The sequence below is a fragment of the Sphingomonas phyllosphaerae genome (assembly GCA_036946405.1).
GTDB lineage: Bacteria > Pseudomonadota > Alphaproteobacteria > Sphingomonadales > Sphingomonadaceae > Sphingomonas > Sphingomonas phyllosphaerae_D.
This window is the reverse complement of sequence record JAQIJC010000001.1, coordinates 3,068,818-3,094,816: the sequence shown is the minus strand read 5'-3', so window position 1 is coordinate 3,094,816 and position 25,999 is coordinate 3,068,818. Positions and strand designations below refer to the sequence as shown.

General features: G+C 68.1%; 13 protein-coding genes. 4 read left to right on the top strand and 9 right to left on the bottom strand.

Going from position 1 to position 25,999, the window contains the following annotated elements; translation table 11 throughout:
- Window positions 1–21 precede the first annotated feature (21 nt).
- Window positions 22–9,243 carry a YDG domain-containing protein gene (locus PGN12_14495; protein MEH3105095.1) on the top strand — a complete coding sequence of 3,074 codons (9,222 nt, stop codon included), beginning with the start codon at window positions 22–24 and terminating at the stop codon, window positions 9,241–9,243.
- A gap of 291 nt (window positions 9,244–9,534) precedes the next feature.
- On the opposite strand, the gene PGN12_14490 is transcribed toward PGN12_14495, so the two are convergent.
- Genes PGN12_14490 through PGN12_14480 form a run of 3 tightly spaced genes read right to left on the bottom strand, consistent with a single transcriptional unit; the run spans window position 9,535 to window position 12,730 of the window.
- Complete coding sequence (locus PGN12_14490) at window positions 9,535–10,869, bottom strand: gluconate:H+ symporter (GenBank protein ID MEH3105094.1); 1,335 nt, start codon at window positions 10,867–10,869, stop codon at window positions 9,535–9,537.
- Window positions 10,870–11,262, bottom strand: a complete 393-nt coding sequence (locus PGN12_14485; GenBank protein MEH3105093.1) for a RidA family protein — start codon at window positions 11,260–11,262, stop codon at window positions 10,870–10,872.
- A gap of 13 nt (window positions 11,263–11,275) precedes the next feature.
- Complete coding sequence (locus PGN12_14480) at window positions 11,276–12,730, bottom strand: D-aminoacylase (protein MEH3105092.1); 1,455 nt, start codon at window positions 12,728–12,730, stop codon at window positions 11,276–11,278.
- 87 nt (window positions 12,731–12,817) lie between these two features.
- Between PGN12_14480 and PGN12_14475 the strand changes: the two genes are divergently transcribed.
- On the top strand, window positions 12,818–14,041 hold the full coding sequence (locus PGN12_14475; protein ID MEH3105091.1) for an amino acid deaminase: 1,224 nt from the start codon (window positions 12,818–12,820) through the stop codon (window positions 14,039–14,041).
- 24 nt (window positions 14,042–14,065) lie between these two features.
- Here PGN12_14475 and PGN12_14470 read toward each other — a convergent pair whose 3' ends face one another.
- The 5 genes from PGN12_14470 to PGN12_14450 are packed head-to-tail and all read right to left on the bottom strand — an operon-like array spanning window position 14,066 to window position 23,476.
- Window positions 14,066–16,174 carry an alpha-L-fucosidase gene (locus PGN12_14470; GenBank protein ID MEH3105090.1) on the bottom strand — a complete coding sequence of 703 codons (2,109 nt, stop codon included), beginning with the start codon at window positions 16,172–16,174 and terminating at the stop codon, window positions 14,066–14,068.
- Complete coding sequence (locus PGN12_14465) at window positions 16,171–18,480, bottom strand: beta-N-acetylhexosaminidase (GenBank protein ID MEH3105089.1); 2,310 nt, start codon at window positions 18,478–18,480, stop codon at window positions 16,171–16,173. Before PGN12_14465 ends, PGN12_14470 begins: the two co-directional genes overlap by 4 nt.
- 41 nt (window positions 18,481–18,521) lie before the next feature.
- Entirely contained in the window at window positions 18,522–21,815 is a 3,294-nt protein-coding gene (locus PGN12_14460) for a TonB-dependent receptor (GenBank protein ID MEH3105088.1), read from the bottom strand.
- A gap of 54 nt (window positions 21,816–21,869) precedes the next feature.
- The gene (locus tag PGN12_14455) at window positions 21,870–22,958 is read right to left on the bottom strand and encodes a FecR domain-containing protein (GenBank protein ID MEH3105087.1); all 1,089 of its coding nucleotides are present in this window, start codon (window positions 22,956–22,958) and stop codon (window positions 21,870–21,872) included.
- A complete protein-coding gene (locus tag PGN12_14450; GenBank protein MEH3105086.1) occupies window positions 22,955–23,476 on the bottom strand; it encodes a sigma-70 family RNA polymerase sigma factor in 522 nt (173 codons plus the stop codon). The genes PGN12_14455 and PGN12_14450 overlap by 4 nt, the downstream gene beginning before the upstream one ends.
- Before the next feature lie 160 nt (window positions 23,477–23,636).
- Between PGN12_14450 and PGN12_14445 the strand changes: the two genes are divergently transcribed.
- Both PGN12_14445 and PGN12_14440 read left to right on the top strand, forming a co-directional pair.
- On the top strand, window positions 23,637–24,506 hold the full coding sequence (locus tag PGN12_14445) for a hypothetical protein (GenBank protein ID MEH3105085.1): 870 nt from the start codon (window positions 23,637–23,639) through the stop codon (window positions 24,504–24,506).
- Window positions 24,503–25,285, top strand: a complete 783-nt coding sequence (locus PGN12_14440; protein ID MEH3105084.1) for a metallophosphoesterase family protein — start codon at window positions 24,503–24,505, stop codon at window positions 25,283–25,285. The genes PGN12_14445 and PGN12_14440 overlap by 4 nt, the downstream gene beginning before the upstream one ends.
- A gap of 262 nt (window positions 25,286–25,547) precedes the next feature.
- On the opposite strand, the gene PGN12_14435 is transcribed toward PGN12_14440, so the two are convergent.
- The gene (locus PGN12_14435) at window positions 25,548–25,994 is read right to left on the bottom strand and encodes a DUF1772 domain-containing protein (protein MEH3105083.1); all 447 of its coding nucleotides are present in this window, start codon (window positions 25,992–25,994) and stop codon (window positions 25,548–25,550) included.
- Window positions 25,995–25,999: the final 5 nt, after the last annotated feature.

Below are 25,999 nucleotides of genomic sequence, written 5' to 3'. Positions count from 1 at the left end.
CCCGAACGATAGGAAATCCCGATGTACGATCATGGTGGCATGAACCGCTTCTTCCGTCTGGTGTGGAACGACGCTCGCCAATGCTATGTCCCGATCCCGGAGGTGTCGAACAAGCGCGGCAAGCGCAAGGGCGGCCTGTCCGCCGGTGCCGCCGCGGCGGCGCTGGCGATGCTGCTGGCGCAGGGCGCGGCAGCGGACCCGGGACAATTGACGACCATCGTCGCGCCGGGCGAGCTTCCGACCGGCGGCCATGTCGTCGCGGGGCAGGCCACGATCACGCAAGCGGGGCAGACCCAGACGATCGACCAGATGTCGCAACAGGCCGCGATCGACTGGCAGAGCTTCAACATCGGCAAGGACGGCAAGGTCGTCTTCAACCAGCCCAATGCCTCGGCGATCGCGCTGAACCGCGTGCTGGGCAATGACGGGTCGAAGATCTACGGCGTGCTGCAGGCCAATGGCCAAGTCTTCCTGGTCAATCCCAACGGTGTGCTGTTCGCCAAGGGGTCGCAGGTGTCGGCCGCGGCGATCATGGCGTCGACCCGCGACCTGAGCGTCGCCGACTTCGTCGCAGGAAAGTATCGCCTGTCGGGCAGCAGTGCGGCGGGCGTCGTCAACGAAGGCAGCCTCACCGCCGCACCCGGCGGCTATATCGCGCTGGTCGGCGCGACCGTCGTCAACGCCGGCAGCCTGTCCGCCGCATTGGGCGACGTGCGGCTGGCCGCGGCGGACGACGTGACGATCAGCCTCGACCATGGCGGCCTGAGCGCGTTGTCGATCGATCGCGGCAGCTATGACGCACTTGTCGCCAACAACGGTATCATCAAGGCGGACGGCGGGCGCATCTTCCTGACCGCCGACGCGCTTGACGCGTTGGCCAAGGCGAGCGTCAGCAACGCCGGCATCATCGAGGCGCAGACGGTCGGCCAGAAGAACGGCCGGATCGTCCTGCTGGGCGACATGAAGGTCGGCTCGACGACCGTCACCGGTACGCTGGACGCCTCCGCGCCGAACGGCGGCGACGGCGGCTTCATCGAAACCTCCGCCGCACATGTCGCCCTTGCGGACAGTGCACGGGTCACCACCGCCGCGCCGGGTGGTCGCACCGGCACCTTTCTGATCGATCCAACCGACTTCGTCATCGCCGCTTCGGGCGGCGACATGACCGGCGCGGATCTGGGCAATGCGATGGCGGTGAACAACGTCGTGATCCAGTCGACGTCCGGCGCCGGCGGAACCGCCGGCAAGATCGTCGTCAACGATGCCGTGTCCTGGTCGGCCCACCTCCTGACGCTGAGTGCGCAGGGCGACATAGAGCTCAACGTCAACCTCAATGCCTCCGGCTCGGCCAAGCTGGCGTTGGAATATGGCCAGTCGACAACCAACGGGACGGGTTTCGGTTACAAGTTCGGCACCGGTGCCAGAATCAACCTGCCTGCCGGCCAGAATTTCAGCACGAAACAGGGTTCGGGCGGCCCGACGGTGGACTATACCGTCATCACGTCGCTCGGGTCGTTCGGCGACACCAACGGTACGACGCTGCAGGGTATCGATGGCGGACTGTCCGGATCCTATGTCCTTGGCGATGATATCGACGCCAGCGGCACCACGACCTGGGATTCAAATAGTAACAATTCCAGTCAAGGTTTCAGACCGATTGGTGGTGCGTCAACCACCGACTTTACCGGCGCGCTGGATGGTCTCGGTCACAAGATAACCAACCTGTACGTAAATCGCGCTAGTGATAATATCGGATTGTTCGCCACGACGCGTGGCGCGTCGATCCGAAACCTGTCCGTCAACGGTTCGTTTTTTGGTCAGAACTCCATCGGTGGCCTTTCCGGTGCCGACACGGACTCGACCTTCGCGAATGTCGCCCTTTTCGGAGGCTCCAGCATTTCGGGCGCCTCGATCATCGGCGGGTTGGTCGGCAGTGGTTTGCGCACCACCATCGTCAATGCCAAGGTCGACGGCGAATCGCTCGCTGCCTCGGGCGGGACGGTCGGCGGCGTGATCGGATCACTCAATGGCGGCAAGGTGGACACCGCGACGGTATCGATGCCGGTCACGGGCGGGGATGCGCAGGTCGGCGGCATCGTCGGCGTGAACAGTGGCGGCGCGATCACGCATGTCAGCACGAACATTACCGTCACCAGCACGGGCGGCGGCGTGGTCGGTGGCATCGTCGGCAACAATGGGCTCCTTGCTACCGTCACCGATGCCGAATTCGGCGGTACGGTCAGCGCATCCGCTGTCAGCAAGGTCGGCGGGATCGCCGGCAACAGCAGGGGCACGCTGACCAATGTGCGATCGACCGCGACGGTAAACGGGGCGGACTATGTCGGAGGAATCGTTGGCCATAACTTCGGCTCGATCGCGGATGCTTCCGGCGGCGGATCGGTAACCGGCCGCACCTATGTCGGCGGTGTCGCCGGTGCGTTCCCGTACACCCCGACCCCAACGTCGACGGTGACGGGGACGACGACCGCGACGGCGACCGTCACCGGTACGACCAATGTCGGCGGCTTCGTCGGTTACATCTCCGGTCCCGCAAGCTGGGCACCGGGGTCCATCAGCTACGCAAGCCTGTCGGCGACCGGCAATGTGACCGGTGAAACGAACGTCGGCGGTCTGGTCGGCAACCTCGGTGACGGCGCCATCCTTACCGCTTCGTCCGCCACCGGCGAGGTCAAGGCGAAGACCAGCGCCGTCGGCGGGTTGATCGGCTACGTCGGAAGCAACGCCACCGTGGATACGTCGGTCGCAAGCGGCGCCGTCACCGGCCAGGGGGCCGGCAATGTCGCGTTCGGGGGGCGTGCCGGCGGCCTCATCGGCCAGGCGGGCAACACAGTTTCGGTGACGAATTCGGGCGCGACAGGCGCCGTCACCGGGAAGGACTATACCGGCGGCCTCATCGGCGAGGCGGGCAATAATCTCACTGCGACGACCGTCACCGCCACCGGAGCCGTCAGCGGCCTCAAACATTCGGGGGGCCTGATCGGGAAGGTCGGCGATGGTGCCGCCGTGACGGCGGCAACCGCTGACGGTGCCGTTACGGGCACCAATTATGCAGGCGGCCTGATCGGAACGGTCGGTGCCAATGCCACGGTGACGCGTTCCGTCGGCAGGGGGCGTATCACCGGAAGCGATTATCTGGGTGGCCTGATCGGGACGGCAGGAGACGGGCTTGTCGTGACCACCGGCACCGCGCGCGGCCAGGTAGGGGGAGGCTCTTACGTCGGCGGGCTGATCGGGGCGACCGGCACCGGCGCCACCGTGACCGACTCCCGCGCGTACGGCAGCGTCGGGGGCAGCAACTATTTCGGCGGCCTGATCGGCAGATTCGGCGACGACGGCGTCGTCAGGACCAGCAGCGCGGACGGCAATGTGGCGGGCGACGATTATGCGGGCGGCCTGATCGGATGGGCGGGCACCCGCGTCACCGTTACCAATTCGTCCGCGATCGGCAACGTCGATGGCAGTTCCTACGCCGGCGGCCTGATCGGCCAGATCCAGACGAATGCCACGATCACGGACGTTACGGCGTCGGGCCGTGTGAGCGGCAGCGACTACACCGGCGGCCTCGTCGGCGAGGTCAAGGGTGGCACGATCACCAACGGCAGCAAGACAGGCGGAAGCGTGTCGGGCGGTAAATGGGTCGGCGGGCTGGTCGGGCTGAATGCGGGTACGGTGTCGCAAGGTTCATCGCAGGTCGGCGTCAGCGGCACCGAGCGTGTCGGCGGTGCGGTGGGCGAGGGAAGTGCGACCAGCACCCTGACCAATCTGACCATCGGCGGAACGATCGGCGCGACCTGCTGCTATCTCGGCGGCGTGGCGGGCTATAACGCCGGCGCGATTTCCGATGTCGTGTTCGACGGCACCGTGGACGGTACGGTCAACCCGGCCAACGCGGTCTATCAGGTGGGCGGCATCGTCGGGATGAACGACACCGGCACGATCACCAACGCCGAAGCGAAAGGATCGGTAACGTCCTTGGGCATTTATGTCGGCGGGTTGGTCGGCAACAGCAGGAACGCGGCCGCGAGCATCACGGATTCGCATTCGAGTGCGACCGTCAATGGGCAAGCCACGGTCGGCGGCCTCGTCGGGCTGAACGAAGGCAAGATCAAGAATTCCTACGCCACCGGGCAAGTGACGGGAACGAGGGATACCGTCGGCGGTCTGATCGGCTATACCGACACCAATTCCGTGCTGGAAACCGTCTACGCGACGGGGAACGTGGCGGGAGCGATGTATGTCGGCGGTCTGATCGGTTATGCCGGCACCGGGGCGCTGGGACTGGACCAGCTGAGCGCGACCGGCAACGTGACCGGGAGAAGCAGCGTCGGCGGTCTGATCGGCTATGTGGAGGCCGGCGACACGATCACCGCTTCCCATGCCACCGGGACGGTGACGGGGACCAAGAACGTCGGTGGCCTGATCGGCTATGCGGACGAACGTGTCACCGTCACCGGTTCCTATGCGCGCGGCGCGGTGACTGGCGCGAAGTGGGTCGGCGGCCTGATCGGCCAGATCGTCAAGGGGGGCACGGTCAGCGACGTGACCGCATCGGGCGATGTCACGGCAACGATCGAGGTCGGCGGTCTGATCGGCATCGCCACGGGGACGGCGATCGATCGCGCGACCGCCTCAGGCGCGGTCAGCGGCGGAGCCAGTGCCGGCGGACTGATCGGTCACCTCGCATATGACGCAAGCGGCTCGATCGCCAACAGTTCCGCGACCGGCGTGGTCGGTGGTACGACCGCGGTCGGCGGTCTGGCTGGTCAGACGGATGACGCAACGACGATCACCGCGTCGTTCGCGACCGGCAACGTGACGGGCGGGGCGCAGTCGGTAGGGGTCGGCGGTCTGGTCGGCGCAAACGGCGCCGCGATCACCAATTCCTATTCGACGGGCAACGTCACCGGCGACGTCGCAACCTCGATCAACGTCGGCGGTGTGGCCGGGAGCAACAGCGCTGCCGGCATCCTCGACAACGTCCATGCGGACGGCACCGTTTCCAATGCGACCCGGATCATCGGCGGCCTCGTCGGTCAGAATCTCGGCGTGCTCAAGAACAGCCGCAAGACGGTCGGCGCGGTGTCCGGCGGAATGCACGCCGTCGGGGGCCTTGTGGGACTCAACAACGGCGAGGTGTCGGCCAGCACGTCGCAGATCGACGTCACCGGCGAAGATTACGTCGGCGGCGCCGTGGGTCAGGCCTTGCAGGACAGCACCGTCTCGGCTCTGACTGTCGGCGGCACGATCACGCTGAACAAGGTGAACTCTCCGGATTCATTTTCGCTGGGCGGCGTCGTGGGCCGCAACCACGGCAAGCTCACCAATGTCGTTTTCGACGGCACGGTCGTCAGCGCGGTCAACGGCGTCGAAGAGGTCGGCGGCGTCGTCGGCAACAACGAAGGCGGCTTCATTTCCAATGCGGAAGCGAAGGGCATTGTGACGGCCACGCACGGCCTGAACGTCGGCGGGCTGGTCGGCCGCAACGACTCCTCCATTCAGCCGTCGATGATCACCGGCTCGCACTCGAGTGCAACCGTCACGGCCGATCATGTCGTGGGCGGTCTGGTCGGGCTGAATTCGGGGCGCATCGTCAATTCCTTCGCGACCGGCGCGGTCGAGGCGCTGGATTATACGGCCGGCGGCCTGATCGGTCTGAGTGACATGGGCTCGTCCCTCGGCCAGGTGTATGCGACCGGCACCGTCAAGGGCTACGGGTCGATCGGCGGCCTGATCGGTCAGGTCAACTCGGGCACCCTCGCCATCAGCGGGGTGTATGCGACCGGCGACGTGAACGGGACCGACTATACCGGTGGTCTGATCGGCTTTCTGCAAAGCGACATCACGATCGGTACTTCCTATGCCACCGGCGCGGTGACGGGCACCGCATATACCGGCGGTCTGATCGGCTATGCCGACGCGAACACGACTGTCAGCGGCTCATCCGCACGCGGAACCGTTACGGGCACCGACTACACCGGCGGTCTGATTGGCTTCGCCGATGCGAACTCGACGATCCGCGACTCGTCCGCGCAAGGGATCGTGACCGGCGGAGACCACGTTGGCGGCCTGATTGGCGATATCGTCGATAGCTCGATCAGCAACGTGACGGCGTCAGCCAACGTTACCGGCATCATCGATGTTGGCGGCCTGATCGGCTGGGCCGAGGGGGTGACGATCGATCAGGCGACCGCCTCGGGCGCGGTCGACGGCCGCAGCAATGTCGGCGGCTTCGTCGGCAGGGCGATCGCCGGGAGCGCACATGCCGGTTCGATCGGCCATTCCAGCGCGTCGGGCGCGGTAACGGGTACGACGGGCGTCGGCGGTTTCGCGGGCGATCTGGAGATCGCGACGACCGACTCGTCCGCGACCGGCGCCGTGACCGCGCAGGACAAGGTGGGTGGCTTTGCCGGCAGCTCAGCGCTTGCCGGAACGATGACTCGCGTTAATGCCACCGGCAGGGTGACGGTGACGCCGGGTCAGGCGACCGCGGTCGCAGGCGGGCTGGTCGGCGCGGCCGACAGCGCGATCGACGATTCCTATGCCACGGGTGACGTCAGCGGCCAGACCGTGGCCGCGCTCGGCGGGCTGGCCGGAACCAGCGCGAAGGCGCTGACCAAGGTCTATGCCACCGGCGCGGTGTCCGCCGTGACGTCCGATGCGGTCGGCGGGCTGGTCGGAAGCAACAGCGGGTCGATCGACGTCGCCTATGCATCCGGATCGGTCGACGGTGGAACGGCATCGCTCGGTGTCGGCGGCCTGGTCGGGCGCAACGCCGGCACGATCACCGACGCCTATGAAACCGGCGCGGTGACCGGCACCGGCAACATCGGCGGCGTGGTCGGCAAGGCGGACGCGGGCTCGGGTTCCACGAGCAGCGCGATCGCCAACGTCTATGCCAAGGGCGCGATCGGCGGGTCGGGCACGATCGGCGGGCTGATCGGGTCGCTCGACGGCGGCACGGTCGCGACCTCCTATTGGAACGCCGACACCACGACGCGCGCGCTCGGCGTGGGCGCGACCACCGGCGGCACGATCAGCGCCTCTGCGGCGCTGTCGGACGCACAGGCGCGCCAGCAGGCGAATTACGCGGGCTATGACTTCTCTGTCGGCGGCAAGTGGAAGAATTACGATAGCGACACCACCCCGCTGCTGACCGCGTGGCTCACCGGGCTGACGCTGACGGCAAACGATGCGCCGATCGGCCATGTCTATGACGGCACCGGCAAGACCGATGCGGTGACGGCGCTGGTCTATTCGGATCCGAATGCGCCGGCATCGGGGCATGTGCTGGGCAACGCTTTGCATTACGCCACGGGCAAGAATGTCGGCACCTACACGGACCTGACCGGCCTCTATTCCGACCAGCACGGCTATAACATCACCATCGTCAACAACGGTTCGCTGACGATCACGCCGAAGGCGATCACCGTCATGGGCAAGGGCCAGAAGACCTATGACGGCCTGACCTCGATCGGCGTGACGCTGTCGAGCAACGACATCGTCGCGGGTGATGCGGTTTCCTTCGCCGGCACCGGTACGCTGGCGGACAAGAACGCCGGGCTGGGCAAGACGGTATCGGTCACCGGCATTACCGGCTCCGGGGCGGACGTGGGCAATTACGTCTTCGCCTCCACCACGACGAGCACCGCCGACGTCGCAAAAAGGGCACTGACGTTCACGTCGGCCGCGACCGGCAAGGTGTATGACGGCCTGCGTGACGTCGCGGTGACGCTGACCCCGGTCGGCCTGGTCTCGGGTGACAGCGTATCGCTGGCGGGCACCGGCACGCTGGCGGACAAGAATGTCGGCGTGGGCAAGGCGGTGGCCGTCACCGGCGTCGCGGCCAGCGGTGCCGATGCGCAGAACTATGATTATGCCACCAGCGGGGCGACCACGGTCGATGTGGCGAGGAAGGCCATCTCGGTCGTCGCCTCGGCTCCGGCCAAGACCTATGACGGCACGACCGCGGTCGCGGTGTTGCTGAGTTCGGGCGGGGTGGTCGCAGGCGATACCGTTTCCTTCGATGGAAAGGGGACGACGGCGGACAAGAACGTCGGCCTCGCCAGGCCGGTCGCAGTAACCGGTATTGCGGCCAGCGGCGCCGATGCACGAAACTACGATTACAACGCGAGCGCCGCGACCACGGTCGATGTCGCCAGGAAGAGGATCGTGCTCAACACCGTCGCCTCCGACAGGGAATATGACGGAACGACCGACGTTCGGGTCGCGATCGGGTCGTCCGACATCGTCGCGGGCGACGCGGTGGCATTCACCGGCAAGGGTAGCCTCGCCGACAAGAATGCCGGGCTGAACAAGGCGGTGGCAGTCACCGGCGTGACCGCAAGCGGGCGCGACGCGGGCAATTACGATTACGCCACCAACGCTTCCGGCACCGCCAATGTGTCACGCCGGGCATTGTCGGTCGTCGGTGAGGGAAAGAGGAAGGGCTATGACGGCAAGACCGACATCGATGTGATCATCACCCAGGTGACTGGCCGCGTGAGCGGCGATCAGGTCGTCGTCAGCGGCCGGGGCACGGCGGCGGACAAGAATGCGGGCCTGAAGACCGTTACCTACTCCTTCACCGCGACCGGTGCAGACGCGGGAAACTACAGCCTCCCTGTATCGCAGACCGGCAGCGTGACGATCGTACCCGTGGGGCTGGCGTTGTCGCTGCTCGCACCGATCAGCAAGGTCGGCGACGGTACGACGCTTGTCCAGCTGAGCCCTTCGAACTTCGCGATCGACGGGCTCGTGGCGGGCGAAAGCATCTCGCTTGCCACCAGGACGGGGCAATTCGCTGACGCGGCGATCGGCACTCGCAAGTCGGTGACAGCCGCGATCAATGTCGGGGATTATGTCGCCGGACCGGGCACCAGCCTTGCCAATTACGTCCTCTGGAGTGGCACGCTGAGCGCGGCGGTCGGCGAGATCGTGAGCCCGACCAACCCGAGCTACGATAGCGCACTGACCAGCGCGATCGCGGCTCCGGTGCGGACCGCTCCGGTCAGCAGCCTGTTCTCGACGATCGTCGGGCAGGCAGCACCGGCAACCAGCACGGGTGACAAGGACAATGGTGTGTCCACGCAAAAGGCTGAGGGTGCGATAGATGGGAGCATCGCAGCCAAACAGTCACGCGAAAGCCTGCTCTTCCGTCGCACCTTCTCGATCGCGGACGGCGGCATCAAGCTGCCAGCCGGCGTGGAGGACGATCAGCCGTGAGTCTAACGAAGCCGCCGACGCCGGGCGGTAAGCGCTGGAATTAACGATCAGGGCCGGAGGCGCATCGTCGCCTTCGGCCCTGATCGGATGCCGGGCTTAGCCGACGTAAGCGCCGCCTGCGCCGCTTCGGAACGTCAGGAGGACGAGCGCGAGGCGACTGCCGAGCATGGGGAAGCTACCATTTTGCGCAAGGCGCGATCGTGGCGGCCGGCCGCTTTCGATACCGCAGCTTGGCTATCCGGATGACCAACTTGGGACGTGAAGCGGCCGTGCGCGGCCATCGACTTAGCCTCACGTCACCAGCGACAGCGAAAGCACCGCCAACAAGGCAACCACCGAAATCACCGTTTCGCAGACCGTCCAGCTGCGGAGCGTATCCGCGACGCTCAGCCCGAAATACTCTTTGACCAGCCAGAAGCCACCATCGTTGACGTGGCTCAACACCACCGATCCTGCACCGGTGGCGAGCACCAGCAATTCCGGTCGGACCGCGGGCTGGAAAGCCGCAAGCGGCGCCACGATCCCGGCCGCGGTCGCCATGGCGACGGTGGCCGATCCGGTCGCCACGCGCATCAGTGCCGCGATCGACCAGGCGAGCACAAGGACAGGGATGTGCCATTGTGCCGCCAACCCCACCACCGCGCCGGACACCCCGCCTTCGGTCAGCATCCGGCCGAACCCGGCACCGACGCCCACGACCAGGGTGATCAGCGCGGTCGGCGCAAGGCATTCGTTGGTGTAGCGCTGGATCGTCTCCATCGTCAGCCCGCGCGCGAGCCCGAGCGTCCAGTAGCTGGCCAGCACCGCGGCGAGCAGTGCGACCACCGGCGTTCCGACGAAGCGGATGATCTGGTCCGCGGGCGAGCCGGGAGCGGTGATCGTCGCACCGACGCTGCCCAGCAGCATCAGCGCGACCGGCAACAGCAGCGTGGCGACCGTGATGCCGAAGCCCGGCAATATGCGGTCGGGCGGGTTCTCGACTGGCGTCGCGGGTGGTGCGGCCGGGGCGAGGCGCGGCACGACCATTCGGGCGTAGAGGGGCCCGGCGATGGCGGCGGTCGGCACGCCGACGATCAACGCGAACAGGACGGTGAGCCCGACATCGGCACCGAACGCCTGCGTCGCCAGCATCGCGGCGGGGTGCGGCGGTACCATCGCATGGACGACCGACAAGCCGGCCGCCATCGGCAGCCCCAGTCGCATCGGATGCTGCCCCAACCGGGCGGCGACCGCGAGGACGATCGGCACCAGCAGCACGAAGCCGACCTCGAAGAACACCGGCAGGCCGACGATCAGCGCAACCGTCATCATCGCCCAATCCGCGCGGCGTGCGCCGAAAAAGCCGATGACGGTGTGCGCCACCCGGTCGGCGCCGCCCGACTCGACCATCATCTTGCCGAGGATCGTCCCCAGCCCGACGACAAGTGCGATATGCCCAAGCGCGCTGCCGACCCCGGCCTCGAACGCCTTGACGATCGCGGCGGGCGGGACCCCGGTCACCAGCGCAAGGCCGAGCGAGACCAATACCAACGCGATGAACGGGCTGAGCCGGACGCGGACAATCAGCACGATCAGGGTCGCGACAGCGGCCGCGCCCTCGACCAGCAACAGCGTGCCGGACGTCATTTACGGTTTCTTCCAGGCCACGCAGTCCACTTCGACCTTGCAGTCGACCACCATCTGCGACACCACGCAGGCGCGCGCCGGCGGGTTGGCTCCGAAATATTCCTTGAAGATGCGGTTGAACGACATGAAGTCGCGCGCATCGTCCAGCCACACGCCGCACCGCACGACATGCTCCGGCCCGTAGCCGGCTTCCTCCAGGATCGTCAGCACGTTGCGGATCGCCTGATGCGTCTGCGGGACGATGCCGCCGTCGATCACCTCGCCGTCGACCATCGGCACCTGTCCGGAGACGTACAGCCAGCCATCGGCCTGTACCGCGCGCGCAAAGGGCAGATGCTGCCCGCCGGTGCCGCTGCCGCCTTCGACGCCGTAGCGTTTGATCCCGTCACTCATTCATCGATCCTTCTCATTGGAAACATGCCGGCATTCCGGGGCGGCGCAGCATCCAGCCGCCGCGCGCGCCCGTGATGCCGTCGCTGTCGAGCGTCGCGATGCCGTTGACCCACACCCCGAGCACGCCCGCGGCGGGTTGCTCGGGTTCGTCGTAGCGGGCGCGATCCGCGATCCGCGCGGGATCGAACAGCACCAGATCCGCGGCCATTCCGACACGCACATAGCCTCGGTCCGCCAGCCCGAAACGATCGGCGGTCAGCCCGGTCATCTTGCGGATCGCTTCGGGCAGCGACAGCAGCCCGCGTTCGCGGACGTAATGCGCGATCACGCGCGGGAAGCTGCCCCACAAACGCGGATGGGGCCGCGGATCGCACGGCAGCCCGTCCGACCCGACCATCGTCAGCCGGTGCGCGAGGATGCGGTCGACATCGGCTTCGGCCATGCAATGGTAGACCGCGCCGGCCGGTTGCAGTCGTCGCGCGGCGTCCAATGGTGCGACGCCCCAATCGGCGGCAATCTCGTCGAGCATCCGGCCTGCCTGCGTCGGCTCGGCGTCGGACCAGGTGATCATGATCGGGGTTTCCGGAACGACTTGGCCGAGATCAAGCGTCGAGGAACTGGCGGTGTAGGGATAGCAATCGCAGCCGACCGGATGCGTGTCGGCAACCCGTTCCAATTGCGTGAGAATGGTGGCGCTGCGGCCATGCTGCGGTGCCCCGGCGCATTTCAGGTGCGAGACCACCAGCGGCGCGGCGGCGTGGCGCGCGATCATGACCGCCTCGTCGATCGCCGCGCCGATCCCTGCGCCCTCGCTGCGCAGGTGCGTGCAGTAAATGCCGGTCGTGCCGTGCAAGGCCTTGGCGACGGCCGTCACTTCTTCGGTCGAGGCGTGGATCGCGTTCGCATAGGCCAGTCCGGTCGAGAAGCCGAACGCGCCCGCGGCCAGCGCATCGGCGAGGTCGGCGCGCATCGCCTCGCGCTCGGCGAGGCTCGCGTCACGATCGAGCCGGTCGAGATGTCGCGCGCGCAAGGCCGTATGCCCGACCAGCGCCACGACGTTGGTTGCGGGCGCAGCGGCGTCGACCGCGGCGGCGTAGGCGGCGAAGTTGGCATAGCGGAACGCATCCGGCGCGCCGAGCAACACCATGGGATCAGGCAGGTAATTGCCGTCGACACAGCCGGCGCCGGCGCTGATCCCGCAATTGCCGACGACCACTGTCGTGACGCCCTGCGTGATCTTCGGCGTCATCGCGGGGCGGGTGATCGCGACGAGATCGTCATGGGTATGCGCGTCGATGAAGCCGGGGGCGAGCGCCAGCCCGCGCGCGTCGATCGCGCCGGCGGGTGGTGGGGCGCTCGCGGAGGCGACGGTGGCGATGCGTCCGGCGTGGATCGTCACGTCGGCGAGGAAACCCTCGCTGCCGCTGCCGTCGTAGAGGATCGCTCCGGCGATCGTCGTGTCGGTCATGATGCGCTCCTCACCGCTCGACCCGCATTGTCACTGCCTCCAGCAATTAAGTAAACGTCTTGGATTATCAGGAGGCTGGCGGTGACGATGATCGAGTTGAACAAGGGCATCGGCCAAGGTGACGGGCCGTGGAACCTGCTGGCCGGCGACGTGCCGTTCCCCGCCGCGGTGCTGAGCGAGACGCGGATGGCTCACAACCTCGCGTGGATGCGCTCGTTTATGGACGCGTACGGCATGGCATTGGCGCCGCACGGAAAAACCAGCATGGCGCCCGCGCTGTTCCGCCGTCAGCTCGAAGCGGGGGCGTGGGGCATCACGGTCGCGACCAGCCAGCAGGCGCGAGTGGCGGCGGCACAGGGCGTGGAGCGGATCCTGATCGCCAATCAGGTGGTCGGTGCAGCAAACCTCGCCGAAATAGCCCGGCTCGCGGCGCGTCCGGCGCTCGATTTGCTGTGTCTGGTCGACAGTCCGGCGGGTGTGGGGATGCTGGGGGCCGCATGTCGCGCGCACGGGGCGACGCTCGACGTGCTGATCGAGCTGGCGCCCGAACGCGACCAGCCCGGCTTTCGGACCGGCATCCGTGACGAGGCGCAACTCACGGCGGTGCTCGACGCGCTGGCCGGGTGGAGCGGCGTGTTGCGGCTCGCTGGGGTCGAATTCTACGAAGGCGTGCTGCCCGACGAGGCCGAGGTGCGCCGCTTCGTGCGGCGGGCGGTCAAGACGACCGCGCGGCTGGTGGAGGCGGGAAGGATCGAGCGTGCGTCCGCGATCCTGACCGGCGCGGGGTCGGCGTGGTACGACATCGTCGCCGAGGAGAGCGCGGCGGCGACCCGCGCCGGTGCGGTGCAGGTCCTGCTGCGGCCGGGCTGCTACCTGAGCCATGACGACGGGCTGTACCGCGCCGCGCAGGAACGGATCCTCCAGCGCAACCCGGTCGCCCCGACGCTGGGCGAGGCGTTGTTGCCGGCGCTGCGGATCTGGGCGGTGGTGCAGTCGATCCCCGATCCGGCGCGCGCGGTGGTGGCGATGGGCAAGCGCGACGTCGCCTTCGATGCCGGGCTGCCGCGCCCTGCGACGCTGTTCCGGCCCGGCCGCGACAGCGACCCGCTGACCGCACTCGCGCATTGGGAGGTCACCGGGCTGATGGACCAGCACGCCTATCTCGCGATCGCGCCGGGCGACGATCTGGCGGTCGGCGACGTGCTGGCGTTCGATATCTCGCATCCGTGCCTGACTTTCGACAAATGGCGGCGCGTGCTGGTCGCCGATGACGCGTATCGCGTGGTGGAGGTGGTGGAGACGTTCTTCTGAGCGTCGCCACCGCCGGCGGATGGCTCAGCGCGTCAGGATACCGATCTCCGCGATCGCCAGCCGCCGTTCGCCCTTGGCGGTGCGGGTGAAGGCGATCTCGATATAGCGGCCACGATGCGGACGCGCGAAGGCGAGCCGCTGCGGGGCCTGATTGGCGGCGATGTTGCTGAACTCGCCGCGCTCCTGCGCCGGCCCGGGCAGGGCCGGATCGTCGCCGACCCGCACCGTCCAGGCGGCGGGGTCGCCCGCGCCCTGCGGCGCGTGCCACCCGGGCTTGAGCACGAAGCCGCGCACGTCGACGCTGCGGCCGAGATCGATCGTCACCGAGCAGGGGCGGCCGTCGGCGCCGGTCAGCGGCGCGATCCAGTCGGTGCGGTTCAGCTCGTCGATCAGCCGCTCGGCCCCGGGCGCGCTGGCGCGGACGATCTTCCAGTCGCTCTTGCGAATGTCGAAGCTCTGCCGGCCGATCGTGCTGAGCGCGTTTGTGGCGCGGTGGATGCCGATCGCCTGCACCACGCCGCCGTCCGGAAACGCGAAGGGCGCGGTGTAGCGCGGCGAGGCGCGCGTCGGAATGCTGCCGTCGGTAGTGAACGCGATCTCCTGCCCCGGGGCGTCGCTGGTCAGCGTCACCATGCCGTCGCGGTCGCGCACGATATGCGGCGGTTCGAGCAGCACTGGCGCCAGATAGAGGCCGAATTCAGTGATCGCGGGCGCGGCGCGTGCGGCGACGATCCGCAGCCTGACGCCGCGGGTGGTGACGGGCGCATCGAGCCGGATCACACGCTGCGAGCCGATCCCTTCCTTGCTGGCGACCTCGACCCACGCGTCGGCGCGCCGGACGTCGATCGCGAACCGGTCGACGCGCAGCCCGAGCGGCAGGTGTTCGGCCAGCCGCACCACGTCGAAGGTCCGCTCACCGCCGAGATCGAGCGTCAGCGTCGGCATCGCCGCACCGTCGTGGCTCGCCCAGAAGCTGGCGGGATCGCCATCAAGCACGTTCGCCGCCGGATGACCGGGGCGCGCGCTGCTGGCGACCGGCCGCGCCCCGCTGGCGAGGTTGGTGGCGTACATCCGGCGCAGCGCGGTGCCGAAGGCGGTGAGGTTGCCGACATCCTCGTCGGTGACCAGCCCGCGCGTATCGGGCGCGAGATTGAGCAACAGCCCGGCGCTGCGCCCGACCGTCTCGAAATAGATTTTCATCAGATTGGCGGGGCTGCGGCTCTGCCCGTCCTCGTACGCGTGCCAGAACCAGCCGTAGCGGGTCGAGACATCGGCCTCGGCGGGCCACCAGACAGAGCCGCCGCGCACGCCGCTATTGCCCTTTTCGGGGGTGAAGCCCTTGTCGTCCATCGTCGCCCGGCACGGGTCGCCGGCCTCGCCCTCCTCGTTGCCGACCCAGCGCAGGTCGGCACCGACCGGATCGAAGGTGCAGGCCATCGGCTGAAGTTCGTGGACATAGTCGATGATCGACGGCCAGTCGTAATAAGGCACGGCGTCGATCTTCCGCGTCTCGCGCGCGCCGCCATAATAGCCGTCACCGCCGTTCGCGCCGTCGAAGAACACCTCGTAGATCGGGCCGTAACTGGTCAGCAGCTCGCGAAGCTGGTTGCGGAAGAAGGTAATATATTCGGGCCGCCCGTAATCGGCGTGATTGCGGTCCCACGGCGACAGATAGATGCCGAACTTGAGCCCGTGCCGCCGACAGGCCGCGGACAGCTCGCCGACGATGTCGCCCTTGCCATTTTTGTACGGGCTGTTCTTGAGGCTGTGCTCGGTATAGGCGCTCGGCCACAGGCAGAAGCCGTCGTGATGCTTGGCGGTGATGATGAGCCCGCGCAGCTCGGCCGCCTTTGCCGCGCCGACGATCTGGTCGGCGTCGAACTGCTTCGGGTCGAAGATCGCTGGATCCTCGTCGCCATAGCCCCATTCGCGGTCGGTGAAGGTGTTGATCGTGAAGTGGACGAAGGCATTCTGCTCCATCCGGTGCCATGCGAGCTGTCGCGCCGAGGGCGTCGCGCCGTAGGGGACCAGCTTCGAGGCGGACGACTTGGCGAGCGCCGACGCGGGGAAGGACAGGCCGGCGGCGGCACCGGCGATCACGCCGCGCCGCGACAGATGGGGGAGAGAGGTCACCGTGGCTCCTTCGGGGTCAGTCGCACCGTATCGATGCCGTAGAGCGGGCCGCCGACCGGCGGCGCGATCGTCAGGCACAGGTCCGCCTGCGCGGTCTTCGCTGCCAGCGGCGCGTCGAGCGTGAAACGGTTCGGCGCGCTGGCGGGGTCGGGGAGCGGCAGCGCGGCGAGCACCGCGCCCGCGCAGTCGCCGGCATGGACCAGCAACGTGCCGAAGCGGGTCGGGTTATAGCGCCACACTACCTGCTCGCGCTGCGGCTGGCGGAGCGCGAAATTGCGCGGGAGCCGCCCGATCGTGACGCGGATCGCGCTCACCTGATCGAGCGGGGCGTCGGGGTAGCGCCAGCAGCTGTCGAAGATGTTCATGCTGTGCGCCGGCCCGGCGGTGGCGTCGGGGGAGAGCGGAAGGCGCAGCAAGATGCCGGGGGTGGTGGTGCACGGCGGCAGCGCGGCGCTGCTGCGGGTCAGCAGCGCGGCGGGGGCGGTGTCGAAACGGCGCGGCGCGGCGAGCGCGCGGCCGTCGGGGGCGATGGTCGTCGCACGAATCACGCTGCCCGGTGCGACCGTCAGCGGCGTGGCATAGGCGGGGGAGGCGGCGGACGGCGCGCTGCCGTCGGTCGTATAGCGGATCGTGCCATATTCCGCCTGCCGGGTCAGCGCGACCGTAACGCGCTTCGCCCGCAGCGCCGCGCCGACCCCGCCCGTCACCGCGAAGTCGACCGCGAAGGCGGAGTCCGCAGCCGCGACGCCCTGCCGGCGATAGCGGTCGAGCTGGGGATCGAGCCGGGTGAGGAACGCCGCCCAGTCGCGTGCCGCCTTCGGCGACCAAGTCATCTCCGCCAGCGCGGCGAGGCGCGGGAACAGCGCATGTTCGCGCTGTTCGGGGGTGACCATATATTCGGCCCAGAGATTGGCCTGCGCGCCGAGCACATGCTGCGCGCGGGCGGGTGCGATCGCGCCGGGCAGCGGATCATAGGCATAGACGTCGGCGAGCGTCTGGATCTTCAGCCGGCCGGGCGGCTCGTCGCCGCGCGCGCTTTGCAGATTGTCGAGATAGAGCACCGGGCCGGGCGACAGCACCACGTCATGTCCCATGTTCGCCGCCTCGATCGCGCCGGCCTCGCCGCGCCACGACATCACCGAGGCGGAGGCGGGCAGCCCGCCCTCGAGGATCTCGTCCCAGCCGATCAGGCGGCGGCCGTGGCGGGCGAGATGGTCGCCCAATTGCCCGATGAACCAGCTTTGCAGCCGTTGTTCGTCGGCGATGCCGAGCGCGCGCCTCTGCGCCTGTATCGTCGCCGATGCCTGCCACTGGTCCTTGAGCGCCTCGTCGCCGCCGACATGGATATAGGGCGAGGGGAAGATCGCCATCACCTCATCGAGGACGTTGCGGACGAAGGTCAGGCTGCGCGCGTCGGTGCCGAACAGATAGGGGTTGATCCCCCAGTCGCCCGACACCGCCGGACGGTCGCCGAGCACGCCGATCTCGGGATAGGCGGCGATCGCGGCCTGTGCATGGCCGGGAAGGTCGATCTCCGGGACGATCGTCACCGCGCGCGCCGCGGCATAGGCGACCAGGGCGCGCAGCTGGTCCTGCGTGTAGAAGCCGCCGTATCGGCCCGGCGGTGCCCCGTCGTTGGGCGTCGTCGACGCGCGCCACGCGCCTTTCCGGGTCAGTTCGGGATAGCGTTTGATCTCGATCCGCCAGCCCTGATCATCGGTCAGGTGCAGTTGCAGCTTGTTGAGCTTGTGCTGCGCCATCATGTCGATGACGCGCTCGATCGCGGCGACCGGCTGCATATGGCGCGCGACGTCGAGCATCACCCCGCGCCATGCGAAACGCGGGCGGTCGTCGATCGCCAGCGCGGGGACGGCGACGGCGTCACCGAAGCGCGCGTCGGGCGCGAGCAGCTGCGCGAGCGTCATCGCGCCATAGAAGAGCCCGGCGTCGCTGGCGGCGGTGATGCGGATCCCGGCGGGGGTGACGTCGAGCCGGTAATGTTCGTCGCCGGCGGGCGCCGTGCCGGCGCGGACGAAGCGGATCGCACCGGCGCCGCGGTCGGCGACGCGCAGGCGCAGGCCGCGGGTGCGCGCGACGATCTCGACCGCGCGGTCGGCGGCGTTGCGCGCGGCGGCGTCGCGGTTTGGCACGACGATCGTCGCGCCATCCTCGAGGCGGAACGTGCCGGTGCCGGGCGTGACCATGGCCGGCACCGGCAGCACCGCGGTCAGCGGCGCGGCGGCGGCGGGGGCGGCGACCAGCAGCGCCGCCACCAACGCCGCGCGCCCGAAGAGATGGCCGGTCATCATTCGCTCTCCCGATCGTGGCGGCGCCGCCCGCGCAGGGGTCAGAACCGCGTCGTCGCCGACACGGAGATCATCCGCCCCAGCGTGTCATACCGCTGCGGGATCGTATTGCCGCGCGACAGCGCATAGTCATAGGTGTTGGTCAGGATCGGCTGCTGCCGGTCGAACAGGTTGTTGACCGCCGCGGTCAGCGTCAGCCGGTCGGCGATGTTGAACGCCAGCGCGAGGTCGAAGTAGTTGTACGCCGGGATGCGCGTGAAATCGGTGACCGCGGTCTCCGGCTTCGAGTTCGGGCCGCCGTTCTGCCCGGCGGTGGTGCCGGCGATATAGCGCCACGCCAGCGAGGCGCTGAACACCTCGTCCTGCGTCGTGTAGGTGGCGCGGGCATTGTGGACCCAACGCGGCGCGGGCTGCGGGCACGAGCCGCCGAAATAGCCGACGCAATTGATGCGCGGCTGGTTGACCGCGGCCTGTCCGCCCTGATCGGTGGTCAGGGTGCCGTTCATCAGCAGGTCGAGCTTGCCGGCCTGCTCGCCCAGCCGCAGCGAATATTGCGCCTGGAAGTCGTAGCCCTCGGCATAGAGACGATAGGCGTTGAGGTTGCCGCCCTGGATATAGCCGCCCGTGGCGGCGGTGCTGGTCAGCTGATAGGTGGTCGGGTCGCGTACCAGCCGCGTGCAATAATAAGGATCGCCGGTGATGACGCAGCCGTCGACCGCGAAGCTGGCGCCGAGGTAGCTGATCACGTCGTTGACCTGGATCGTGTAGCGATCGACCGACAGGCTGAAGCGCGGCAGGAAGCGCGGCGTCAGCACGAACCCGTAGGTGGTGGTGCGGGCGTCTTCCGGCACGATCGGAGTGCCGTTGTTGCGCTGGCGGCAGACGTCGTCGACGCAGCGGATGCTGCCGGGGACGCCGGGGGCGAGGCCGTTGCCATAGAGATTGTCGGGCAGCCCGGTCAGCCGGCACGCCTCGCGGCTGGCGAGCGGCGCGACGCCGTTGACGCTGGCGCACGGGTCGACGATCGTTGCATTCTGGTAGCTGATCGTCTGGTTGGCCTCGCGCAGCCCCGGCGCGCGCGCGGCGCGGTTGCGGCCGAAGCGGAAGGTGATGTCCTCGCTCGGCGAGTAGACCGCCTCGATCTTCCAGGTGTTGAAGGTCTCGGGATTGGTGCTGTACTTGGACAGGCGATAGCCGCCGTTCACCTGCAACAGCTTGATGAGCGACACGTCCTGCACCAGCGGCAGCTGCGCCTCGACATTGCCCTCCACCACGTCCTGTTCCGCGAACCGGTCGGCGACGCCGCCATAGACCTCGATGAAGCGCGCGTTCTGGAGCCCGCGTTCCTGCTGCTTGCGATATTCCGCGCCGATCGCGATCGCGAGCCCTTGCTCGGCGAACGGCGAGCGGATGCCGTAGCGGGTCAGGTCGGTTGTGAGGTTGGCGGTGACGTCGTAGAATTTGGCGCGCAGGTCGCTGTTGCCCAGCCCCTCGTTGAACAGATAGTCGCTCAGCGCGGCGCTGCCGGGATTATTGGCGACGAAGACGTTGAGCGGGGCGCATGCGGGATCGCTGCCGTCCAGCACCGAGCGGCAGGTCGGCACGCCGCCGACGTTGACGACGTCGAGCGCGCGGTTGACGTGCGCGGTGACCGGGTTGCCGCCCGGCTGCCACAACTGCCGGCTCTCGTCGTAGACGCCGCCGATATCGTAGCGCCACCCCTCGGCGATCTCGCCGCGCACCGAGGCGTTGATGCGCGTCTGCGTGTTGGTGAACGTTTCCTTGTCGCGGTCGCCGGCCAGCCCCGGAAAGCCATATTGCACGCCGAGCGGGGCGAAGGCGGTGGTCCCGGCGGCGGCGCCGCAGATCGTCTGCGCCTGCGAGGCGGACAGGAACGGATTGTCGCAATTCACCCGGTAGCTGCCCTGCACGTACGGGCCGTAGAGCAGGTTGGCGGATGTATCGCGCAGGTACATGACGCCGAGCGAGAATTCGGCGGCCGACGACGCCTTGAAGTTGATGAAGCCGCCGACGTTGTAGCGCTCATAGCCGCGCGCGGCGAGGCGGTCGCCCTGATTGGGGTAGCCGGGGATCGTCGCGGCGGGCGCGAAGGTGCCGGGGCTGCCGGTGACGTTCGAGTAATTGACGCCGTTGGCGGTCAGCGTGCCGTTGGGCGAGGCGGCGGTGACGCCGCAGATCAGGTTGTTGACGCGCAGCGGATTGCCGGTGTCGCGGCGCAGCTGGCAGCCCGAGGCGTCGCGGTCGCGGAACAGGATCCCGTCGGCGGTGCGGTAGGTGCCGTAGACCGAGACGTTGAGCCGGTCGTCGAGGAAATTGTGCCCCCAGGTGGCGCTGAGATCGGCGCGCCCGCCGTCGTTGGTCATCCCGGTCGGCGTGGTGATCCCGTAGCGCGCGGCGACCGGCGTCGAGACGTTGTTGCGATTGTTGTGGTTGTAGAAGCTGTAATTGGCCGACAGCTGCAGCCCGGTGAAATTGCGCTTGATGATGTAATTGACGACGCCCGCGATCGCATCGGAGCCATAGACCGACGACGCGCCCCCGGTCAGTACGTCGACGCGCTCGACCAGCGACACCGGGATCAGGTTGGTGTCGACCGACTCCGTCCCCGCGATCCGCTGCCCGTTGATGAGCGACAACGTGCGGTTGAAGTCGAGCCCGCGCAGCTTGACGCCGCGCTGCTGGCCGTTGCTCTGCTGGTAGTTCTGCTGCGCATCGGGCTGGACCTGCCCGAGCCGGTTGGTCACTTCCTCAAGGTTGACCGCGCCCTGCGCCTTGATCTCCGAGGCGGTGACGGTGGTGATCGGGCTGGCGGACTTCAGGTTCGGGCGGACGATGCGCGTGCCGGTGACGACGATGTCGACCGCACCGGCCGGCGCCGGCGCGGCCGGCTCGCCCGCGATCGCCGCGGCGCGTGCCGGCTCGCCCTGATCGATCTGCCCGAGCGTGGTGAGTCCGGCGGGCGAGGGCGCGGCCGGCTGCGCGCTGACCACGAACACGCCCTGCTGGGTGCGCGAGGCCGCGAAGCCGCTGTTGCGGAGCAATTGGGTGAGCGCGGTGCCGACCGGCATCGTGCCGGACACGGCCGGGGCGCGGCGCGACGCGAGCCGTGCCTCGTCGAACACGATCTGGATATGCGCCTGCTGCGCCAGCGTGCGCAGCGCCTGTGCCAGCGGTTGCGGGCGAACGTCGATCGGCACGGCGGTCTGTTGCGCCTGTACCGGAGCTGCGGAGAGCGCGGCGGTCAGCAGCGCCGCTGCCAGCGCCAACGTGCTCGACCGCGGGCCGATAATACCAAATCCACTCCTGCCGGTCATACCGCCCCCATCTTATTTGGTTACCGGAATATGACGTGTGACGATGCATAACCCTCAGCGCAGGGCGGAACTTTTTTGCGATCCTGTCGCCGACGACGTCTCTCGAGCAGAATTGGTATGGTCGTCACGGCGCGGCGTCAGCAGGATGTCGCGGTCCGAGACGACCGCCTTTACCGGGAAGGCCGCGACCACGCCCTGCACGAACGCATCGGTGTCGCCGGTGTTGAATACGCCGCTGACCCGCACGTCGGCGGCCTGTGGCGCGACGGCGATCGGCTTGCCGACATTGTAGCGGTTCACGCGCTGAACCGCGACCGACAGCGGTTCGCTGGCGAACGCCAATTGCCCGCCGCCCGGCCGGTCGCCGGTCGCGGCGGCGCGTAGCACCGCGTCGGGGGCGTCGTCGGACAGGATCAGCTCTCGACCCGGCGTCAGCGCCTGCTCGGCAGGCTGGCGCGCGCCCGCGACCCGCGCGAGCTGCGCCGACGGACCGCCGCCACGATCGCGCAGCACCGCGACATGCCCCTCGTACAAGGCGACCCGCACCTCGCGCAACAGCCGCTCGACCGAGAAAGCGGTGCCGACCGCCACGACCACGCTGCTGCCGCTGGTCACCGCGAACGGGCGCAGCGGGTTTTTGGCGACCTTGAAACTGACGCGCCCGCGTTCGAGCGTCAGGTCGCGGCGATCGTCGCTGAACCGCACGCGCACCGCGCTGTCGGCATCCAGCACCATCGTCGATCCGTCGGCGAGCACCACCGCGCGCTGTTCCCCGACGCGGGTCTCGTACAGCGTCGCCGGATCGCGCAGCAGCAGCGTGATGCCGATCGCGAGCAGCAACGCCGCCGCGACCGCCAGCCATGGCGCAACGCGCCCGCGCGGCGCGGTCCAGCGCCGCCGCCCCGCCGCCTGCACCGCCGCCAGCGCCTGCTGCCGCAGCGGCAGCAGCTCGGGGGCGTGTGCGTCGAGACCGATCCCATCCCAGAGTCGCCGCATCTGCGCGAAGCGCGCGCGGTGCGCCGGATCCTGCGCCAGCCAGGCGTCGAGTGCCTGCTGTTCGGCGGCGGAGAATTCGCCCTCGTGGAGACGCAGGCACCAGGCGATCGCCTGATCGTCGATGTTTTGCGGGCGCTCGGCGTTCATCGTTCGCCCCCCGCATCGCGCAGCAAGGTTCGCATCGCGGTGGCGATATGCTTCTCCACCGCACTGACCGAGACGCCGAACGTGTCCGCGATCTCCTTCCGCGCCATGCCCTCAAGGCGATACAGGATGAAGATGTGGCGGGTCCGTTCCGGAAGGGTGGCGAGCACCGCGGCGACCCGGCCGACGCTCTCGCGCGCCTCGAGGAAGCGCGCGGCATCGAGCTGGTCGACGTCGGCCTCGCGCGCGGGATCGTCGTGGCGGTGGTAGCGGGAGCGCACCGTCTCACGACGATAATGGTCGTTGACCAGATTGGCGGCGATGCGAAAGATATAGGCTTCGGGATTGTCGACGACATGCGGCGGTCCGGCGGCCAGCCGGCAGAACAGGTCCTGTGTCAGATCCTCTGCCTGCGACGGATCACGCAGCCGCCGCTGGAAGAAGGCGATTAACGCCGGACGCAGCCGGCCGGACAGCGCCAGCAGGTCACCGGACAGGGGCCTGGGTTGGTGTCCATCCATTCGCATCGAGATTAGACGGCTGAACGGTCGAAAGACACAGCTGCGGCAACGAATTTCTTCGGGCGCGCTCTCGAAGGCGCGTGCATGAGCCGTGGCTGAGCGCGGAATACAGCGCGCGTTCACGGCGGTGTCGCTAGCAAGAGGCTGGAAAGGCGACGATATGCTCAACGTGAACCCACCAGCCTCACGACACTCGACGGTCCGTTCGTCCGATATGGCCAGCGAGGTGGCGGACGATATGGTCGCCATTTTTGGTGAGGGCCAGCGTGCGGCCGACGAACCGTTGCACCGCGCCGATCGTCACGTCGGGACGCGGCGGGGAGAGCCACCACGTTCGCGTCCGATGATCGTCGCGCTTCTTGGTGCCGCCGGCTTTGCGGCGATGATCGGGACCGGCGTGGTGGTGGGAAAATATGCAGTGGGCGCACCCATCGTTGCCCCTTCACCACGGCCGAAGACGGTCGCTGCCCGGCCTGCGCCGGTGCCCGTGTCGCGCTCCGAGGGCGAAACGCTCAAACCAATGGCGTTGCCGCCCGAGGTACTGCCGGAGGCCATGGTGGCGTCGGCCGCACCCTCTGACGTGCCCGCAAGCGCGAAAGTGGTCGCCAAGCGCTTGGGGCAGACCGAGACCGCCGCCGCCCCGTCGCGCCTCGAACCACGGCATTCGCGCGGCACTGGCGAACTGGCTGACCTATCGTCCCGTCGCACCCCGCGCGTGATCCAGCACGAGCCGGCAAATCCGCCCGCTGCCGTCGCCGCCAGCTCGCGAGCGGCGTGCTACGGCGATATCGACTGCACGAACGTGCGGCTCTATGCCGCCGAAAGCGACGTGGCACGCGCCTATGCAGAGGCGACCTCGTCCGGGGTGCGGGTGCGTGATCTACGCGAGTATCGCAGCGAGTGGATTCGCGCCCGATATGTCGCCGCGGCTCGTCCGCGCGAGGCACTGCGGATCTATGACATGGTCGCGGCGGACCTGCGCATGCTGGCCGATGATGCGGACGCCGCTGATCGGACGCCGTGGCGATGATCGCGTTCCGACGTGAGGCGCATGTTCCGCGGCGCGGCGCGCGCAGCGGCGGGCGTCCCCTCTATGCGGTAGGCGACGTCCACGGTTGCTACGACCTGCTGCGCGCCCTGCTGGCCGAGATCGGTCGCGACGCCGCAGAGCGCCATCCCGGCGTCACGCCGATGCTGGTGATGTGCGGCGACTATGTCGATCGTGGCCCGGATTCGGCCAAGGTGCTGACGGCGCTGACCTGGCTGTCGCGATCGCGCGCGCTGGACGTGACATTGCTGGAGGGCAATCACGAGGCGATGCTGCGCATGTTCATCGATCAACCGGCCGCGCATGCGCGCTGGCTGTCCGTCGGCGGCGCGGCGACGCTGGAATCCTATGGCTTGACCGTGCCCGACGGCGATCTGGACAAGGCTCGCTTGACGATGCTGCGCGATGGCCTGCTGGATGCGATGCCAAGCTCGCATTATCGTTTGCTCGACCGGCTGCAGTCGATGGCGATCACCGGTGACTATGCGTTCGTCCATGCCGGCGTGAAACCAGGCGTGGCGTTGACGGGGCAGCATCGCGAGGACTTGCTGTGGATACGCGCCGAATTCCTTGACCATCCCGATCCGTCGGCCGCGGTGATCGTGCACGGTCATACCTGGCAAGATGATCGCGCGACGGTGTTGCCTCACCGGATCGGGATCGACACTGGCGCGTACAAGACCGGCGTGCTTACCGCCTTGCGGATCGAAGACGAAGCGATCGACGTGATCCAGGCGGTCGACGAACGCATCGGTTCGTAACATCCGCATGTCGACGGGCGGATGCGCCACACGCGGCCGTCGACGCCCACTCGGTAGTCGATCGAGACGCAAGCGACGCCATCGCGTGCCTCGCGGTTCAATTCGAGCCGAGGGGCGGCTGGCGTCCTGAGCAGATGAGCGAGCGGTTCGATCGGCTTGCGCGGCACGTCGTGGCGTTCCGCGCGCAGATTCGCTCGTGCGGGCCGCACTTCAAGCTGGGGCAGGACGCGCCATCAGCGACCTTCGCCGAGATCGTCTCCGGTCATCCGGACCGGGCGCTGGTCGCGGCGATGCTTAGGTTCAGGACGAACCAGATGACAAATGCCGCCACGGCGAGGAGCGCAAGCGCGAGCAGCGCACGCACCAGCGGCGGATCCTGGCGCGCCACCGCTGGCGGCCAGGGGAGCGTCAAGGCGCGCAACGGCGCGACGAAGGCAGCGGTCGCGCCCGCGACGCGGACCCAGTCGAGGGCGACCCAGCGGCGCGCCATCGCAACCGACTGCGCATCGGTGATGGTGTCCTTCGGCGAGCCGATGCCGTGATAGTAAAGCGCCGCGTTCATCGGCCAGAAGGCGACCACCGTCAGGATCAGCAGCAACAGGATGCCGATCGACGGCAGGCAAAGCAGCCATCGATAGCGCCATGGCGTGCGCCATCCCGCGATCAGTGCGCCGAACCCTGCCAATAGCATCGCGGCCGACAATGGGATGAAGA

Coding starts and splice junctions, on each gene's coding strand:
- PGN12_14450 (MEH3105086.1), bottom strand. CDS start 23,476: ATGGATGGACACCAACCCAGGCCCCTGTCCGGTGACCTGCTGGCGCTG.
- PGN12_14475 (MEH3105091.1), top strand. CDS start 12,818: ATGATCGAGTTGAACAAGGGCATCGGCCAAGGTGACGGGCCGTGGAAC.
- PGN12_14490 (MEH3105094.1), bottom strand. CDS start 10,869: ATGACGTCCGGCACGCTGTTGCTGGTCGAGGGCGCGGCCGCTGTCGCG.
- PGN12_14480 (MEH3105092.1), bottom strand. CDS start 12,730: ATGACCGACACGACGATCGCCGGAGCGATCCTCTACGACGGCAGCGGC.
- PGN12_14455 (MEH3105087.1), bottom strand. CDS start 22,958: ATGAACGCCGAGCGCCCGCAAAACATCGACGATCAGGCGATCGCCTGG.
- PGN12_14465 (MEH3105089.1), bottom strand. CDS start 18,480: ATGACCGGCCATCTCTTCGGGCGCGCGGCGTTGGTGGCGGCGCTGCTG.
- PGN12_14440 (MEH3105084.1), top strand. CDS start 24,503: ATGATCGCGTTCCGACGTGAGGCGCATGTTCCGCGGCGCGGCGCGCGC.
- PGN12_14485 (MEH3105093.1), bottom strand. CDS start 11,262: ATGAGTGACGGGATCAAACGCTACGGCGTCGAAGGCGGCAGCGGCACC.
- PGN12_14445 (MEH3105085.1), top strand. CDS start 23,637: ATGCTCAACGTGAACCCACCAGCCTCACGACACTCGACGGTCCGTTCG.
- PGN12_14495 (MEH3105095.1), top strand. CDS start 22: ATGTACGATCATGGTGGCATGAACCGCTTCTTCCGTCTGGTGTGGAAC.
- PGN12_14460 (MEH3105088.1), bottom strand. CDS start 21,815: ATGACCGGCAGGAGTGGATTTGGTATTATCGGCCCGCGGTCGAGCACG.